This window comes from Veillonella sp. CAG:933 (assembly GCF_000431435.1).
Classification (GTDB): domain Bacteria; phylum Bacillota; class Negativicutes; order Veillonellales; family Veillonellaceae; genus Veillonella_A.
In genome coordinates this window covers 40,114-54,321 of the sequence record NZ_HF986262.1, presented here as the reverse complement: position 1 = coordinate 54,321, position 14,208 = coordinate 40,114, and the positions used below count along the sequence as shown (strand labels likewise).

Here is a 14,208-nt window from a genome sequence, read left to right as displayed (position 1 = left end):
TAATAAAAGTCGTATAATAAGCAGTTTCTAAATTCTTGCGCTTACCTAAAAGTTTTGTTTATTTTGTGTGGGGCGAGATTTAGGAACTGCTATATTATTTTCAAGTTGATTCATAGTTATTTTGTCAAATTTTTGGTGATTTACGGATAATTAGCTAAAAAAGTCTGAAAACAATCAAAATTATAATTCAAGTTGGGTTGGATTTTCTTGGACGTTTTTCAGATTAGAATTATTTAAAATACAGGTAAGAAGGTAGTAAATATACGCATTAGTGTAATGTAAGTACCAATTGATGTATGACAAAATAATTTGTCGGTCGTAATTTTGCAAAAGGGGTGGATCTATGAATAACGCAACTGTTCAATCTGCAATGACAATCAAACTTGACTTCTCCAAGGGCTTACCGGCGAAGAAAACCTTCCAGGAAGGCATTCGTCGGGCACCTGATCGCGGTTTTCGTTTGACACCGGAACAAACCGAAGTCGCTCTTAAAAATGCGTTACGTTACATTCCGGAAGAATATCATGATGAATTGATTCCTGAATTTTTAGAAGAATTAACGACACGCGGTCGTATTTACGGTTACCGCTTCCGCCCTGAAGGTAATTTGTACGGCAAACCAATTGATGAATATAAAGGCAAATGTGTAGAAGGTAAAGCCTTCCAGGTTATGATTGACAATAACTTGGACTTCGCCGTAGCCCTCTATCCGTATGAACTCGTTACCTATGGTGAAACCGGTAGCGTATGTCATGACTGGATGCAGTATCTCCTTATTAAACGCTATTTGGAAGAATTGACACAGGACCAGACTCTTGTAGTGGCATCCGGTCATCCGGTAGGTTTATTCCGCTCCAAACCGGAAGCGCCGCGCGTAATCATCACGAACGGTATGATGGTGGGCTTATTCGATAACTTAAAAGACTGGGAAATCGCCGAAGAAATGGGCGTTGCCAACTATGGTCAAATGACGGCCGGCGGTTGGATGTATATCGGACCGCAAGGTATCGTACACGGTACATTTAATACGATTTTGAACGCCGGTCGTATGAAACTCGGTATTCCGGTAGACGGCGACTTAAGCGGTAAATTATTCGTTACCTCCGGCCTCGGCGGCATGAGTGGTGCTCAAGGTAAGGCAGCTGAAATCGCGAACTGCGTAGCCATTATTGCCGAAGTGGATTACTCCCGCATCAAAACTCGTTTGGATCAGGGCTGGATTTCCGGCGTGTCCGATTCCATTCCTGAAGTAATTAAAATGGCGCAGGACTCCATGGCGGCTAAAGAAGGTAAAGCCTATGCGTACCATGGCAACATCGTTGATTTACTTGAATACATCGCTGAACACGACGTGCACGTTGATTTGATTTCCGACCAGACTTCCTGTCATAATGTATATGACGGCGGTTATTGTCCAAAAGGCATCACCTTCGAAGAACGTACTCAAATGTTGGCTGAAGATCCGGCTAAATTCCATGGCCTCGTAAATGAAACGTTGAAAGCTCACTTCGCCGCGCTTAAAAAATTAACGGCTAAAGGCATTTACTTCTTTGATTACGGCAACTCTTTCATGAAGGCCGTATATGATGCGGGCGTTAAAGAAATTTCGAAAAATGGCGTTGATGAAAAAGATGGTTTCATTTGGCCAAGCTATGTAGAAGATATCATGGGACCTCATCTCTTTGATTACGGCTACGGTCCATTCCGTTGGGTATGCCTCAGCGGTAAACCGGAAGACTTACATAAGACTGACCAAGCCGCTATGGAATGCATCGAAGTGGATCGTCGTTATCAGGACCGCGACAACTATAACTGGATTCGCGATGCTGAAAAGAACCAGATGGTAGTGGGCACACAGGCACGTATCCTCTATCAGGACGAAGTAGGCCGTGTACGCATTGCCCTTCGCTTCAACGAACTCGTTCGCTTAGGTGAAATCGGACCGGTTATGCTCGGTCGTGACCATCATGACGTATCCGGCACCGACTCGCCATTCCGTGAAACATCCAATATTAAAGACGGTTCTAACGTTATGGCCGACATGGCGATTCAAACCTATGCCGGTAACGCAGCGCGCGGCATGAGCTTAATCGCCCTTCATAACGGCGGTGGTACCGGTATCGGTAAAGCCATCAACGGCGGTTTTGGTCTCGTGCTTGACGGCAGCCATCGCGTGGATGAAATCATCCGCTCCGCTTTATCCTGGGACGTTATCGGCGGTGTAGCTCGTCGTTCCTGGGCTCGCAACGAACATGCTATGGAAACGGCTGTTGAATTTAACAAAACCCGTGCCGGCGTAGGTCATATTACGATTCCGTTCGTAGCGGACGATGCGAAAGTAAAAGCCGCTGTTGCTAAAGTGTATCCGACAGCTAAAGTAATCAAAGACTGATAGCCTATCAGCAGGCGATTGGCAGTCGAATAGCAGTCGAATAGCAGTCGAATAGAAGCTCCCTAGAGCTTAGTAACAAACACAAATGAAAGACTGTATGAAGAACGAAAGGAGCTGAATATGGGAGACCAATTATTAATAAAAAATGCCGCCCAAGTCGTAACACCGCAAGGTCATACGGCGATTAAGGGGGCATCCATGAAAGATGTTAAAATCTATGAAAATGCCTCTGTTCTCATCGAAGACGGTCACATTGTGGCCGTCGGCGATGGGGCGGAATGGGCGAAAACCGTACCGGTCGACAAACAGATTGACGCTACCGGCAAAACGGTACTGCCCGGTTTCGTAGATTCGCATACACACTTTGTGTTCGGCGGCTACCGTGCTGATGAGTTCCTGTGGCGCATGGAAGGCATGACGTACATGGAAATTATGGAACGGGGCGGCGGCATCAACAATACCATGAAGGCCACTCGCAATGCCTCAGCGGAAGAGTTGATTGAACACAGCATGGATATTTTAGAGAAGATGCTCGCTTTCGGTATTACCACGGTGGAAGGTAAGAGTGGTTACGGTATGGACCACGATACGGAGCTCAAACAGCTGGAAGTCATGAAAGAATTGGAACAGCGCCAGCCCGTAGAAATTGTGCGCACCTTCATGGGGGCGCACTCCATTCCGCCGGAATACAAAGGTCGTAACGAAGAATTCTTGAAATTCCTTGTTAAGGAAGTGATGCCGGACGTTAAAAAAGCAGACCTCGCTCAGTTCTGTGATATCTTCTGTGAAAAAGGCGTTTTCTCCATCGAAGAAAGTCGCCAGTACTTGCAGCAAGCCAAAGACATGGGCTTTGACTTAAAAATCCATGCCGATGAAATCGTAACCTTGGGCGGTGCCGAATTGGGCGCCGAACTGGGTTGCACCTCGGCGGATCACTTATTACATGCTTCAGACGAAGGTATTAAAGCGTTGGCAAATAGCGATACGGTAGCGACCTTGTTACCGACCACCGCCTTTTGTCTCAAAGAACCGTTTGCACCGGCTCGTAAAATGATTGATGCCGGTTGTGCCGTAGCACTCGCTACCGACTTCAACCCGGGCAGCGGTTTTACCAACTCTGTACCTCTTATGATTGCTCTCGGTGTTATCTATATGGGAATGACGGCGGAAGAAGCCATTACGGCTCTTACCTTGAATGGAGCTGCCGCTGTTGGGCGTGCGGATACAATCGGCTCCATTGAAGAAGGTAAACAAGCCGACATCGTCATTCTCCAATACCCATCCTACAAATTTTTGCCGTATCATACGGGCGTGAATATTGTAGAAACGGTCATTAAAAAAGGCAAAGTCGTTCATCAGGCGTGAGAACGACAAAGCCTTAATTAAGTGTAAAGCTCCGAGCTTTAGACTTAGTACCTAAACTTCAAATAAAACTTCAAACTTCTTTATACCTCGTTTAAAACACTCTTTGGTCGTTTTGGATAGCTAATATGTCAGGTTGGCTACAATAAAAATGGCTGAAGGGTGTTTTTTTGTGATTTTTTCTGTGTTGACTCATACTGTCAGTGCCAATGCGCACCATTGGTGGAATTAAGCAGGAATAAAAAAATAAATAAAGAAATTCTCTTTTGTAGCCGGGTATAAAGGGGGCGATTATGTTTCAGGTTGAATTAGAATTGGATAAGTTGATTAGTCAAGCGGTAACGGAAAATGCCAGTGATATCCATTTTGATGCCACCAAGGATGGTTTATTAATACGCTTTAGAATTGATGGAGTTCTCGATATACATGAAAAGATAGAGCAAGATGCAGCGGATAAGTTAATAAACAGAATTAAAATTTTGAGTGGTATGGACATTAGTGAAAAACGGTTGCCGCAAGACGGGCGTTGGTGTTGGCAAGGCAAAGATAAAAAAGATGTTATGCTTCGTGTTTCGTCATTGCCTTCAGTTTATGGGGAGACAATAGTATGTCGTATTGTAGGTAGCGAAAACTGTTATAAAAGTTTAGAGCAATTAGGGATGACGGAAGAAGTACGACAAATCGTAATTAATTTATTGCAAAGGCCGTATGGTTTGCTTTTAATTTCAGGACCGACAGGCTCCGGTAAAACCAGTACATTATATGCGTTACTTAGGTTATTAAATACGGTTACAGACAATGTAATTTCACTGGAAAATCCTGTAGAAGCAGATATTCCGGGTGCTATACAAGTGCAAATAAATCCAAAAGCAGGATTAACTTTTCCTAAAGCATTACGTGCTGTTTTGCGACAAGATCCTGATACGATTATGGTTGGTGAAATTCGTGATAGAGAAACCGCAGAATTAGCGGTTCAAGCAGCATTAACAGGTCATCGAGTGTTGGCGACAATACATACTAATACAGCATTAGGTGTACGAGAACGGTTATTGGATATGGGAATTGAAGATTATTTGGTACGAGCAACTTTATTGGGTGCTATAGCACAGCGCTTGGTACGAAGAAAAACGAGTTGTGGCTTTTGTGGACGATTGGCACTGTATGAATTATTAGCTTTACCGGATAATTCGGTAGATTGGACACATTGTGAACAATATGTAAGACCTACTTTATTGGAATCAGGAACGCTTGCTGTAAGAATGGGGCTAACTACAGTTGATGAAGTAAGGCGTAACGGCATTGAAATTCGGGGAGTTTAATATATTGAAGGTGAATTACTATGAGTTTAAGTGAATTGTTGCAGCGGGCCATTGCTGAAGGGGCAACAGATGTTCATCTTGAACTGCATCAGGAGCCTTATTTCCGCTTAGGTAATGATATTGTTAAGTGTAATGGGATTAAGGTATCAGATGCTTTGTTTACAGAAATTTTAAAAGCAAGTGAATGCGGCAAACTAAATAATGAAAATAGGGATAATAGTCATTTGAATGTAGTTACAACTTTGGAAAATAAAGTTAGCGATTCATTAGAAAAAGTGGCCGATGCACGTAAATTATATGCGGCATTTTCGAAAGACAGCGCTTTTTCATTTAAAAAGATTAGAGTAAGGGTTCATTTATATCAAGCTAAACAACAACGTTGTGGTACATTGCGCATTTTATATAATCAGTCACTGATGATGCCGAATGGGGAAGCAGGAAAGTTATTGCATCGTATTGTTCATTTACAAGAGGGCTTAGTCCTTGTTACCGGCCCTACCGGTTCAGGCAAAAGTTATACTTTGGCTACCTGTTTACAATGCATTAATGATGAGTGTCATAAGCATATTATTACCTTGGAAGACCCTATTGAATTTACATTCGAAAATAATCAAAGTTTGATTCATCAGCGTCAATTGGGACAAGATATGGAATCAATGGCTGCGGGCGTTCGCGATGCGTTACGAGAAGATCCGGATGTAATTATGATTGGTGAATTGCGTGACCGTGAAACCTTGGAAGCTGCATTACATGCGGCTGAAACGGGACATTTAGTATTTGCTACTTTACACACACAAAGGGCCGTAATGGCTATTAATAGGATGATTTCGGTTTTTCCGGCTTCTCAACAAGAAGAAGTGAGAGCTCAACTATCTCAAGTATTAAGAGCTGTATTATGTCAGCGGTTATTAAGATTTGATAAACAATTTGTGGTAGTTAGAGATATTTTATTAAATACACCGGCTGTAGCAAATTTGATTCGACAACGTAAAGAACCACAAATTGTATCAATTCAAGAAACACAACCGCCAATGCAGACAATGGAAATGGCAGTGGCAGCTCTTAAAGCTGAATGGGGAGAACGTAGTGAATTTAAGGAGGTTTTGGAACAGGCTTATGAAACAGTATAACTATAGGGCCTTTGACGCAAAGGGGGTGATACAAGAAGATACCATATGGGCTGAATCAAGTGAAGAAATAGTTCAAAAATTGCAATATAAAGGATGGCATATTATTGAAGTTGCAGTAATAAAATCTTCTGAAGTAAATAGTGTTAAGTGGCGGTATAAAGATATTATAGAGTTTTCATATCGTATGTCTTTATTATTAGAAGCAGGTATTTCTATACGTCGTGTTATGCAATTTCTGAGCGCTAAGCCGATAAAGCATATTCCTTATGCAGTAATTAATGAAGCTATACAGCGAGGTAATCCCCTTTCAAAGGTATTAACAGAGGTGGGGTTCCCTAATATCGGTTGCGCATTACTGCAAGCCGGTGAGGCTGCAGGTACCTTAGCGCACAGTTTTTCTCAAATTAAAGAATACTATGAGAAACAATGGGCGTGGCAACGACAATTAAGCGGAGCAGCGGCGTATCCGGCATTCTTATTGTTACTCATGATGATATTTATAGGCGTGACGGTAGTGTTTATATTACCGGCTTTTAAAAAAGTATTTATGTCTATGCAAGTACCTTTGCCATTCATTACAAAAATATTATTTAGTTTCGGAGATTTTGTTACAACTCACGTAACTTTATGCATAGGTTTATTAGGCTTATTCATATTTGGGATTTGGTGTATCTGGCAACAAGCTGATATTCGTTTAGTTGTGTTGAGATATATATGGCAACGCGGTAGTGGGCATGAATGGTTTGATTGCTTTTATTTGGCCAGAATTACAAAGGTTTGGGCGATTTTATTGGACAGTGGCTTAACAATTACAGATATGCTGACATTAACAAAATCATTATGGGGAAATCCCTATGCTACTTTATTGCAAACACAAGTAAATAATTTATTAGCTAAAGGAACTACATTTGGAGACGCTTTAAAAAAGGCCAAATTGGGAAATGAATTTCTTTGGGAGTTAATTACTATAGGTGAAGAGACTGGGGATATGGTAGCCATGCTGAATCATGGGGCTTCCTATTATGATCGATTAACTTCCCGTTATATGGCAAAATTACAACAATTAATGGAGCCTATTATGGTATCTCTTATGGGGATAGGGGTAGCTATCTTAGTTATTGCTGTTATGTTGCCTATGTTTAATGCAGTGACGGCAATGCAACATGTTTAGTAATTAGAGTGTTAGGAGGAGTTTTTTTATGGATAATGTAACAAATATTTCACTTAGAGAACGCGTTAAACAGTGGTTAGCATCGTATCATAAAACCTTACGTGATAAACGTAAAAAAGAAGGTGGTTTCACCTTAGTCGAGTTAATGGTGGTAGTAGCGATTATTGCTATTTTAGCTGCGGTGGCAATGCCACAATTTTTATCGGCCGGGGACAAAGCTCGTGATGCTAAAATCAAAGCAGACACACAGACAATTGCTAATGCGGCTCAACTTTATATGGTAGATAGAGGGACTGATGAAGTTCCTTCAGTTGAAGATTTATACAAAGCAGGCTATTTATCTGAAGCCGTTAAAACACCAAAGGGTGGAGATTATGCGGTAACATCTGAAAGCAATGCAGGTGGTACAGGTACTCATATTGTTGTAACGGCTACTGATAATACGAATGCAAATTAGACGAGAATCAGAATTTAATTATGGGGATAGTTTTAGAACGTCTAAAATAGTAAATCGGTTAAATTAATCGATTAAACTTTATAAGTTAAGTAGCATGTAAGCTCTGATGTATAAAAAGGAACGTAGTGGTTAGTATATGTGGTTACAATACAGTGTAGGTGGTATAAGTGGTGCATTGGCCGGATTAACCGGTTTCTATCTCTTAAAAGAAATTGTTATAGAACGAGAACGGCGTTCTATAATTTTGATGTTAATTTACATTCTTATAGGAATGCTCGGCGGATTAATTTGTAGCCATTTGACGGTAAATATAAAAGAAAGTCTTTTAATGATTATCTTCGGTTTCACTCTTTTTATGGGCGCTACCATCGATAAGTATTACCTGATTATGCCTGATGAGGGTGCTGTTTTTTTGCTCATAGTTGGAATAAGTCGGATATGGTTATTGGGGATTTCTTTTTTTCAAACTGTTGAAATGGCAGGAATTGTATTAGTGGGAGGATATCTATTTAGTAAATTAACAAACGACGGTTTGGGTCTTGGTGATGTGAAATGGTGTAGTGTATTTACATTATGGTTATCACCATTGGCTTTGTGGCAAGCTATTTTATTGGCGCTTATCGGTGGAACCGGTTGGGTACTTTTGTACTATCTGTATTCAGGTAAGGTACTACGTATACTGCCATTTGGTCCTTTTTTATGTAGTGCAGCAGCTATTATGTATATTTGGGAAAATTTATGGTCAATATTATGAAACATTATATAAATAATTTGAACATATATTATGGCAAAAATCATTGTAAGGGTGGATTTTTATTAATAGAAGTTTTGATTTATAGTACATTATTAATTTTATTATTGGGGATGGCACAGCTTGCTATATCAAAAACCATGAGCGAAAACTGGCAATTTGATCGAGTGAGTAGACTATTTTATTACACAATTAAGCGAACTCAATTACTTTCTTTTAATGGTGGATCCGGAACACAGGGAAGGCCACTTAATACAATATACGTAAGTGATTCGTCATATGAGGTGAATTTATATGCTACCTTATGGGGATATCAAGAAATTTTTGTGCCTAATACTATGAAGTTGGTAAATAATTCGAGAACAAAACAATCGGCATATTTAGGTAAATATGATGGGCAGAGTGATTTATATAGTTTTGAAATCTATGATTATGTATTGCGAAAATATCGAAAGTATATTTTTTCACAACAAACACCGAGAATTCGTTGGATTGAAGGAACATTCTAAAGGATATTTATATGCTGAAACTTTAGGCGGTACAATGATTGTTGCCTTATTTATCCTGACTGTTACGGCGATGATGGGGACATTAATTATTCAATGGCGAAGCGCTAAAATATCACAAGTAATAGTGCCCATTGCTATTACAGCAATGGAACAGAGTAAATATAATTATCAACAATTTGGAGAACCGGGCGAACTTCCTAAGGTAAAGGAGCCATATAGATTAGTTAGGGCAATAAATTCTAAGCATGTGCATAATATGGATGTTAAGGAGTTAGAGGTAGCAGGATATTATGGAAATCAAGAAATACTTCATTTCTCAACGTATATTTGGCAGGGAATACCGGCTACTAATAAAGAGAGGTAATTCCGGATTTTTATTGGGTGAATTGTTAATTAGTACTACTGTTATTTGTATTGCCATGGGGGCCTTATTAAGCTTAATGTTAGTCTCTTTGCAATGGGCACAACGATGGCAAATAGAAAATGAGGTTTTATTAGAAAGTATGACGATACGATTAACAATAGTTAACTTTACTAAACGTGCAGATAAGACTGTTACGGTTGGTCGTACAGGCCAATATATTCTATATGATGGTGTACGTTGGTTCGGTATTGAGGGCACAGAAGCTAGGCGTGTCTTAAGTGATGGTCAAAAACAAGCATTATCCTCACCTACCATTAGTCCGTCTTGGGGGAGGCTCATAGTGACACCCCTTATAGGGGGAAAATCATTTGAACAATTTTTACCAAAAAGTCCTATACACATGAATTGGCAAGTCGAAGTAAAGGGAACACCTAATACAATGAATGCTAATCAATATAAGATAGGGACGGATATTACGGTACTTCCTAATTTAGACTATTTTCAATATTCGCCGACAAGGAGTTGATATATTGAAGTGTCCTTTTAAGTTTAAAAACAAGCCCTGGTACTATGGGCGAAGAAAGAACAAATGCGCTAAGTCTAACAATATAGGTGGTTTTTTCACATATATGGCACTTATTATAGGGACAATATTACTCTTATTTTGGTCGGCATTGAGTGATGAAATGAATATTATCGTAGGGATTACTCATGATGAAGTAGCATTAACTGCTATGAATTATAAAGCAGAGGGTATCATTGGTTGCTTGTTACGAGAATACAGTGAGAAAGGTGATTTGATGCCTACACTTCAGGAAACAATATATGAAAATGACGATAATTATACAGCGTCATATATATTAAACAGACAGGCAAGTAATAATGAATTTAAGGTTCGATATCGTAATCGTATTACAGGGCAAATCGTACAATATTTAGTAGTTTTTAGGGAAGACCCAGGGCCGTGGCCAAAAAATATTAATGTAGATTTAGTAAGATTTTTTTAACAGGCTGTTAATGAAGGGATGGTTAGCGAATGAAATCAGAATTTATAGGGGTTGCGATGGGAGAGGCGCAAACAATTGCTATTAGTATGGCGAAGACTAAGAAGGGGATAATAATTCAAGATGCAATTGTTGAAAAACGCCAAGATTCGTTAATGAATGATTGTAAGCACTTGGTAAGCAAATATTCCCTGGAAGATAAACCTATAGGTATAACCGCTCTTGGTGAACGTCAGGATAAAGTTATGATTATTCCACCATTATCACGTCTGGAGATTAATCAGATGCTACATTGGTCGGTTCCTGAATTTGTCACATGGCCGGAAGATAGTTATTATTTTGATTTTGTAGCTATAAATTTACCAAATCAAGTTAGGTCTTCCGGGAATGATAAATTAGTATACGTAGTAGCATTAAAAAAAGAGCATATTAATGAATTGGCAACCGGTGTTTTAAAGAGTGGTGGAAACCTAAAAATTATAGATTATGCACCGGGACCGATAGCACATAGATTTGTTGAAAAAGAAGGCGCTGTAATCGGCATTATACATGAGGATATATTGGAATTAACAGCTTGGTATAACTTTGTATGTATTTGTAATCATAAAATTCCGCTTGATTCGGTTGATATAATGAAAGAATTGGAAGATTTAGAGGTAGATTTATTCAGTTATGGTATAAGTGGAATTTCCGGATTTTATTTATACGGGGATATACATGGCAATCTATCGGACGATGATTGTGAAGCTGCTTATGAGAAGTATGGTAAGCTTACTGCTATTCCTTTTGAAGAAACAAAAGAAGTAGCGAAAATGGAAAAGGTGATGTTTGAAAAATCAGATCCTTTTTTGTGGGATATGGCGACTGGTCTGGCATATCGAGGCATACAAAAAATGAGAAATTAACAACCACGCGTTGAATGATATTTGAATCATTAATAGCTAAAAATATAGTTGGCAGGTGAAATGATGTGAATTTTTTGACTTGGCCGTTTCGGTGTGAACGGTACTATAGACATCATAAAACAGCAATCATAATGATTGGAATCTTAGCCTTGTTCTTAGTAATATTCCTATGGGGATTTGGGTTTTACTTATACTATGCAAGTCAGAAACTGCATGAAGATATATACGAAATGCAAGCGGTAGGCAGCGCGAATCACGAGGCAGTTCAAAAGTATGAAAAGGTTATTCAGCAACGACTGACAAAAGATTTAAAACATAGTACCGGTCAAAGTATATTATTGCACACTGTTGATTGTGCAAATTCACAGATAGTTTTGGATACCGTTAATTTTACTGATGATGGTTTTAACGTAACTGGTATATGTACAAAACCGGAGGTCGTATTGGCGTATAGTCAACGGCTCAAGGGGAGTTTGAAAGGAGTTATTGTTAATGCAAAACAAGGAATTGATGCTAATCGTAAAATCCATACATTTCAATTATCTGGAAAGTTTGAAAAGGCTAAACCTCAACCCAAAAAGGATACACCAAATAGTCGGTAGCTACATGGTACTTACAGTTTTGGGAGCTGGTATAGTTCTCTGGTTCCATCAGGAGAGAAGTGACTTATTAGCGATACAAGAACAACAGACTTTACAAAATGAAGCAGATCAAGTTGTTGTGAGCAGTCAGGCTTACGAGATGATTATGGCGACCGACAAGAAAGAAATAACTGAAGAAGCCTTAAAGGATAAACTGATGAAATATTTGTCCGGTAAAGCATTAACAATTACAGCGATGGAAGAAACGGAGAATAAGAAGGGTAAGAGCTTATCTGTAGAAGTAACAGGAAATTTACGAGATTATTTCACATTGGTTGAAGAATTGAATGGAGATAGTCCCGAACTGCAAATAGAGCCTAAACAACTGAATAAACAAAACAATCAACTTCACATTCAGTTTGATATTATTTCTTAACCTAAAGCCGTGACTTTTGTCATGGCTTTTTTATTATGTCTCTCACCCCAAACCTAAACATTTTCTTAATTCCTTAAATCCTATTCGTTTTATACTTTTACTAAATGCTGTGATGTAGTAGAATAGAATCAAATGGGTATCGTACATAATGAGAACGGAGTAACAGGTAATTGTTCGTTGTGATTATGTATGACACAATCTGTAATAGGCGGGATTAAGTAATGAAACGAAATATAATTTTAATCGGTACTATGGGGAGCGGCAAAAGTCATTTGGGACGCAATTTAGCGGAAGCCAAAGGTTGGCAGTTCGTTGATACGGATCGACTTTTGGAACGGCGCTATAATTTGCCCATAGCCGAAGTGTATGAGAAGCTGGGCGAGAAGCTCTTTCGTTCGGCGGAACGTGAAATTTTAAAGAAAGTTTGCATGTATCATGAGTGTATTATTTCCGTAGGTGGTAATTTTCCCCTTGATGTACGGACGGTACGATATTTACAGCGGTATGCGTATATTATCGGTATTCGGGCTTCCGAGTATCGCATCGTGAAGCGGGTGAATCGTCGTATTGGTAAACGGCCGACCATGGATTATGATGATGTGGCGGGCTTTGTAGAAACGATGATGCAACGCTGGAAACCGGTGTATAAGAAGTGTGATTGTGTCATAGATACGACGTATGGTCGCACTGAAAATTTAATTGATTCAATCCACGAAACGTTAGCACGTGAAGGTGTGGAGTTCAAAAAACGACGTCCTATGGGGGTAGAGCAACATGAAAAATATTGCGATTCTAACGAGCGGCGGTGATGCGCCGGGCATGAATGCGGCGGTGCGTGCCTTGGTTCGTAAAGGGATTTACGAAGGGTTACACGTATATGGCATTAGCCGCGGTTTTGAAGGGCTTTTAAAAAATGATTTTGAATCTTTGAATCGACGTGATGTAGGGGCTATCGTCAACCGTGGCGGCACGATGCTCAAGACGGCTCGTTGCACAAAGTTTAAGGAGCTGGAGAACCAGGAAAAAGCGGCCCAGATTCTTCGGGACCGCGAAATTGATGCTCTCGTTGTTATCGGCGGTGACGGCTCTATGGCGGGTGCCATGGCGCTTGCCAAACAGGGGATTCCCACAATTACGATTCCCGGCACTATCGATAACGATATGTGCGGCACGGAATATACCATTGGTTTTGACACGGCCCTTAATACGGTCGTTGATGCGGTCAGCAAGATTCGTGATACCACGACGGCTCATGATCGGGTAGCCATCGTCGAAGTTATGGGGCGCAGTGCCGGTCATTTGGCGGTGCGTGCCGGTCTTGCGTGCGGCGCCGAAATGGTGCTTATTCCCGAAAAGCCTATGAGTCTTGATGAAGTGTGCGATCAGCTTCGCATTTCCCATAATGCAGGTAAAACGAACAGCATCATCATGGTGGCGGAAGGGGCATACCACAGTTTTGAAGTGTGCGGCTATATTAATAAGCACCTCAATATTTCCCCGAGTGTTACTGTTCTTGGCTATTTGCAACGTGGTGGCTCGCCATCCGCTCGTGATGCGGCCATGGCGGCACTCATGAGTGAAAAAGCGATTGATGCTCTCCTCGAAGGTAAGAGTAATTGTTTGACCGCTGTTTTAAACGGCAAGATTGAAATGGTGCCGTATGAAGAAGCGTGCACACGTTGTTATCCTATCAGTGAATCGGAATATGAGCTGATTTCGGTATTGGCTCGATAGGTTCATTAAGCACTCATTAGTGAAACCTATAATTATTATCGATTATATATATGAGCTGAAAAGCCCTTCTTTGCCGTATAGTCGAGAAGGGCT

Annotated in this window: 16 protein-coding genes; all 16 read left to right on the top strand. The window is 40.3% G+C overall.

Features of this window, described 5'->3' with window-relative positions:
- Positions 1–343: 343 nt before the first annotated feature.
- Positions 344–2,392, top strand: a complete 2,049-nt coding sequence (locus QZL64_RS13830; RefSeq protein WP_021842533.1) for a urocanate hydratase — start codon at positions 344–346, stop codon at positions 2,390–2,392.
- A gap of 120 nt (positions 2,393–2,512) precedes the next feature.
- A complete protein-coding gene (gene hutI / locus QZL64_RS13825; RefSeq protein ID WP_021842532.1) occupies positions 2,513–3,757 on the top strand; it encodes an imidazolonepropionase in 1,245 nt (414 codons plus the stop codon).
- Positions 3,758–4,047: 290 nt separating this feature from the next.
- Positions 4,048–5,073: a GspE/PulE family protein gene (locus QZL64_RS13820; RefSeq protein WP_021842531.1), complete on the top strand. Its 1,026-nt coding sequence runs from the start codon at positions 4,048–4,050 to the stop codon at positions 5,071–5,073.
- A gap of 20 nt (positions 5,074–5,093) precedes the next feature.
- On the top strand, positions 5,094–6,203 hold the full coding sequence (locus QZL64_RS13815) for a type IV pilus twitching motility protein PilT (protein WP_021842530.1): 1,110 nt from the start codon (positions 5,094–5,096) through the stop codon (positions 6,201–6,203).
- Positions 6,190–7,374, top strand: coding sequence for a type II secretion system F family protein (locus QZL64_RS13810; RefSeq protein WP_021842529.1), 1,185 nt, complete (start codon positions 6,190–6,192; stop codon positions 7,372–7,374). Before QZL64_RS13815 ends, QZL64_RS13810 begins: the two co-directional genes overlap by 14 nt.
- A 28-nt stretch (positions 7,375–7,402) precedes the next feature.
- Entirely contained in the window at positions 7,403–7,831 is a 429-nt protein-coding gene (locus tag QZL64_RS13805) for a competence type IV pilus major pilin ComGC (RefSeq protein WP_021842528.1), read from the top strand.
- 136 nt (positions 7,832–7,967) lie between these two features.
- The gene (locus QZL64_RS13800; RefSeq protein ID WP_021842527.1) at positions 7,968–8,585 is read left to right on the top strand and encodes a prepilin peptidase; all 618 of its coding nucleotides are present in this window, start codon (positions 7,968–7,970) and stop codon (positions 8,583–8,585) included.
- On the top strand, positions 8,570–9,091 hold the full coding sequence (locus tag QZL64_RS13795; protein WP_156705362.1) for a hypothetical protein: 522 nt from the start codon (positions 8,570–8,572) through the stop codon (positions 9,089–9,091). Before QZL64_RS13800 ends, QZL64_RS13795 begins: the two co-directional genes overlap by 16 nt.
- Positions 9,092–9,125: 34 nt before the next feature.
- The gene (locus QZL64_RS13790; protein ID WP_156705364.1) at positions 9,126–9,455 is read left to right on the top strand and encodes a hypothetical protein; all 330 of its coding nucleotides are present in this window, start codon (positions 9,126–9,128) and stop codon (positions 9,453–9,455) included.
- Entirely contained in the window at positions 9,382–9,981 is a 600-nt protein-coding gene (locus QZL64_RS13785) for a hypothetical protein (RefSeq protein WP_021842525.1), read from the top strand. The genes QZL64_RS13790 and QZL64_RS13785 overlap by 74 nt, the downstream gene beginning before the upstream one ends.
- Before the next feature lie 103 nt (positions 9,982–10,084).
- On the top strand, positions 10,085–10,462 hold the full coding sequence (locus QZL64_RS13780) for a hypothetical protein (RefSeq protein ID WP_021842524.1): 378 nt from the start codon (positions 10,085–10,087) through the stop codon (positions 10,460–10,462).
- Between the two features lie 29 nt (positions 10,463–10,491).
- Positions 10,492–11,364, top strand: a complete 873-nt coding sequence (locus QZL64_RS13775) for a hypothetical protein (protein ID WP_021842523.1) — start codon at positions 10,492–10,494, stop codon at positions 11,362–11,364.
- Positions 11,365–11,495: 131 nt separating this feature from the next.
- Positions 11,496–11,966 (top strand): hypothetical protein, encoded by a 471-nt coding sequence (locus QZL64_RS13770; RefSeq protein ID WP_156705366.1) that lies wholly within the window; start codon positions 11,496–11,498, stop codon positions 11,964–11,966.
- Between the two features lie 4 nt (positions 11,967–11,970).
- A complete protein-coding gene (locus QZL64_RS13765; RefSeq protein WP_156705368.1) occupies positions 11,971–12,381 on the top strand; it encodes a hypothetical protein in 411 nt (136 codons plus the stop codon).
- Positions 12,382–12,602: 221 nt separating this feature from the next.
- On the top strand, positions 12,603–13,190 hold the full coding sequence (locus QZL64_RS13760; RefSeq protein WP_021842521.1) for a shikimate kinase: 588 nt from the start codon (positions 12,603–12,605) through the stop codon (positions 13,188–13,190).
- The gene (pfkA, locus tag QZL64_RS13755) at positions 13,156–14,115 is read left to right on the top strand and encodes a 6-phosphofructokinase (protein ID WP_021842520.1); all 960 of its coding nucleotides are present in this window, start codon (positions 13,156–13,158) and stop codon (positions 14,113–14,115) included. Before QZL64_RS13760 ends, pfkA begins: the two co-directional genes overlap by 35 nt.
- Positions 14,116–14,208 lie beyond the last annotated feature (93 nt).

Excerpts from the sequence above, each read along its gene's own strand:
- QZL64_RS13795 (WP_156705362.1), top strand. The coding sequence starts at position 8,570 with ATGGTCAATATTATGAAACATTATATAAATAATTTGAACATATATTAT.
- QZL64_RS13785 (WP_021842525.1), top strand. The coding sequence starts at position 9,382 with ATGGAAATCAAGAAATACTTCATTTCTCAACGTATATTTGGCAGGGAA.
- QZL64_RS13760 (WP_021842521.1), top strand. The coding sequence starts at position 12,603 with ATGAAACGAAATATAATTTTAATCGGTACTATGGGGAGCGGCAAAAGT.
- QZL64_RS13780 (WP_021842524.1), top strand. The coding sequence starts at position 10,085 with ATGGCACTTATTATAGGGACAATATTACTCTTATTTTGGTCGGCATTG.
- QZL64_RS13810 (WP_021842529.1), top strand. The coding sequence starts at position 6,190 with ATGAAACAGTATAACTATAGGGCCTTTGACGCAAAGGGGGTGATACAA.
- pfkA (WP_021842520.1), top strand. The coding sequence starts at position 13,156 with ATGAAAAATATTGCGATTCTAACGAGCGGCGGTGATGCGCCGGGCATG.
- QZL64_RS13790 (WP_156705364.1), top strand. The coding sequence starts at position 9,126 with ATGATTGTTGCCTTATTTATCCTGACTGTTACGGCGATGATGGGGACA.
- QZL64_RS13770 (WP_156705366.1), top strand. The coding sequence starts at position 11,496 with ATGATTGGAATCTTAGCCTTGTTCTTAGTAATATTCCTATGGGGATTT.
- QZL64_RS13765 (WP_156705368.1), top strand. The coding sequence starts at position 11,971 with ATGGTACTTACAGTTTTGGGAGCTGGTATAGTTCTCTGGTTCCATCAG.
- QZL64_RS13805 (WP_021842528.1), top strand. The coding sequence starts at position 7,403 with ATGGATAATGTAACAAATATTTCACTTAGAGAACGCGTTAAACAGTGG.
- QZL64_RS13830 (WP_021842533.1), top strand. The coding sequence starts at position 344 with ATGAATAACGCAACTGTTCAATCTGCAATGACAATCAAACTTGACTTC.
- QZL64_RS13800 (WP_021842527.1), top strand. The coding sequence starts at position 7,968 with ATGTGGTTACAATACAGTGTAGGTGGTATAAGTGGTGCATTGGCCGGA.
- hutI (WP_021842532.1), top strand. The coding sequence starts at position 2,513 with ATGGGAGACCAATTATTAATAAAAAATGCCGCCCAAGTCGTAACACCG.
- QZL64_RS13815 (WP_021842530.1), top strand. The coding sequence starts at position 5,094 with ATGAGTTTAAGTGAATTGTTGCAGCGGGCCATTGCTGAAGGGGCAACA.
- QZL64_RS13775 (WP_021842523.1), top strand. The coding sequence starts at position 10,492 with ATGAAATCAGAATTTATAGGGGTTGCGATGGGAGAGGCGCAAACAATT.
- QZL64_RS13820 (WP_021842531.1), top strand. The coding sequence starts at position 4,048 with ATGTTTCAGGTTGAATTAGAATTGGATAAGTTGATTAGTCAAGCGGTA.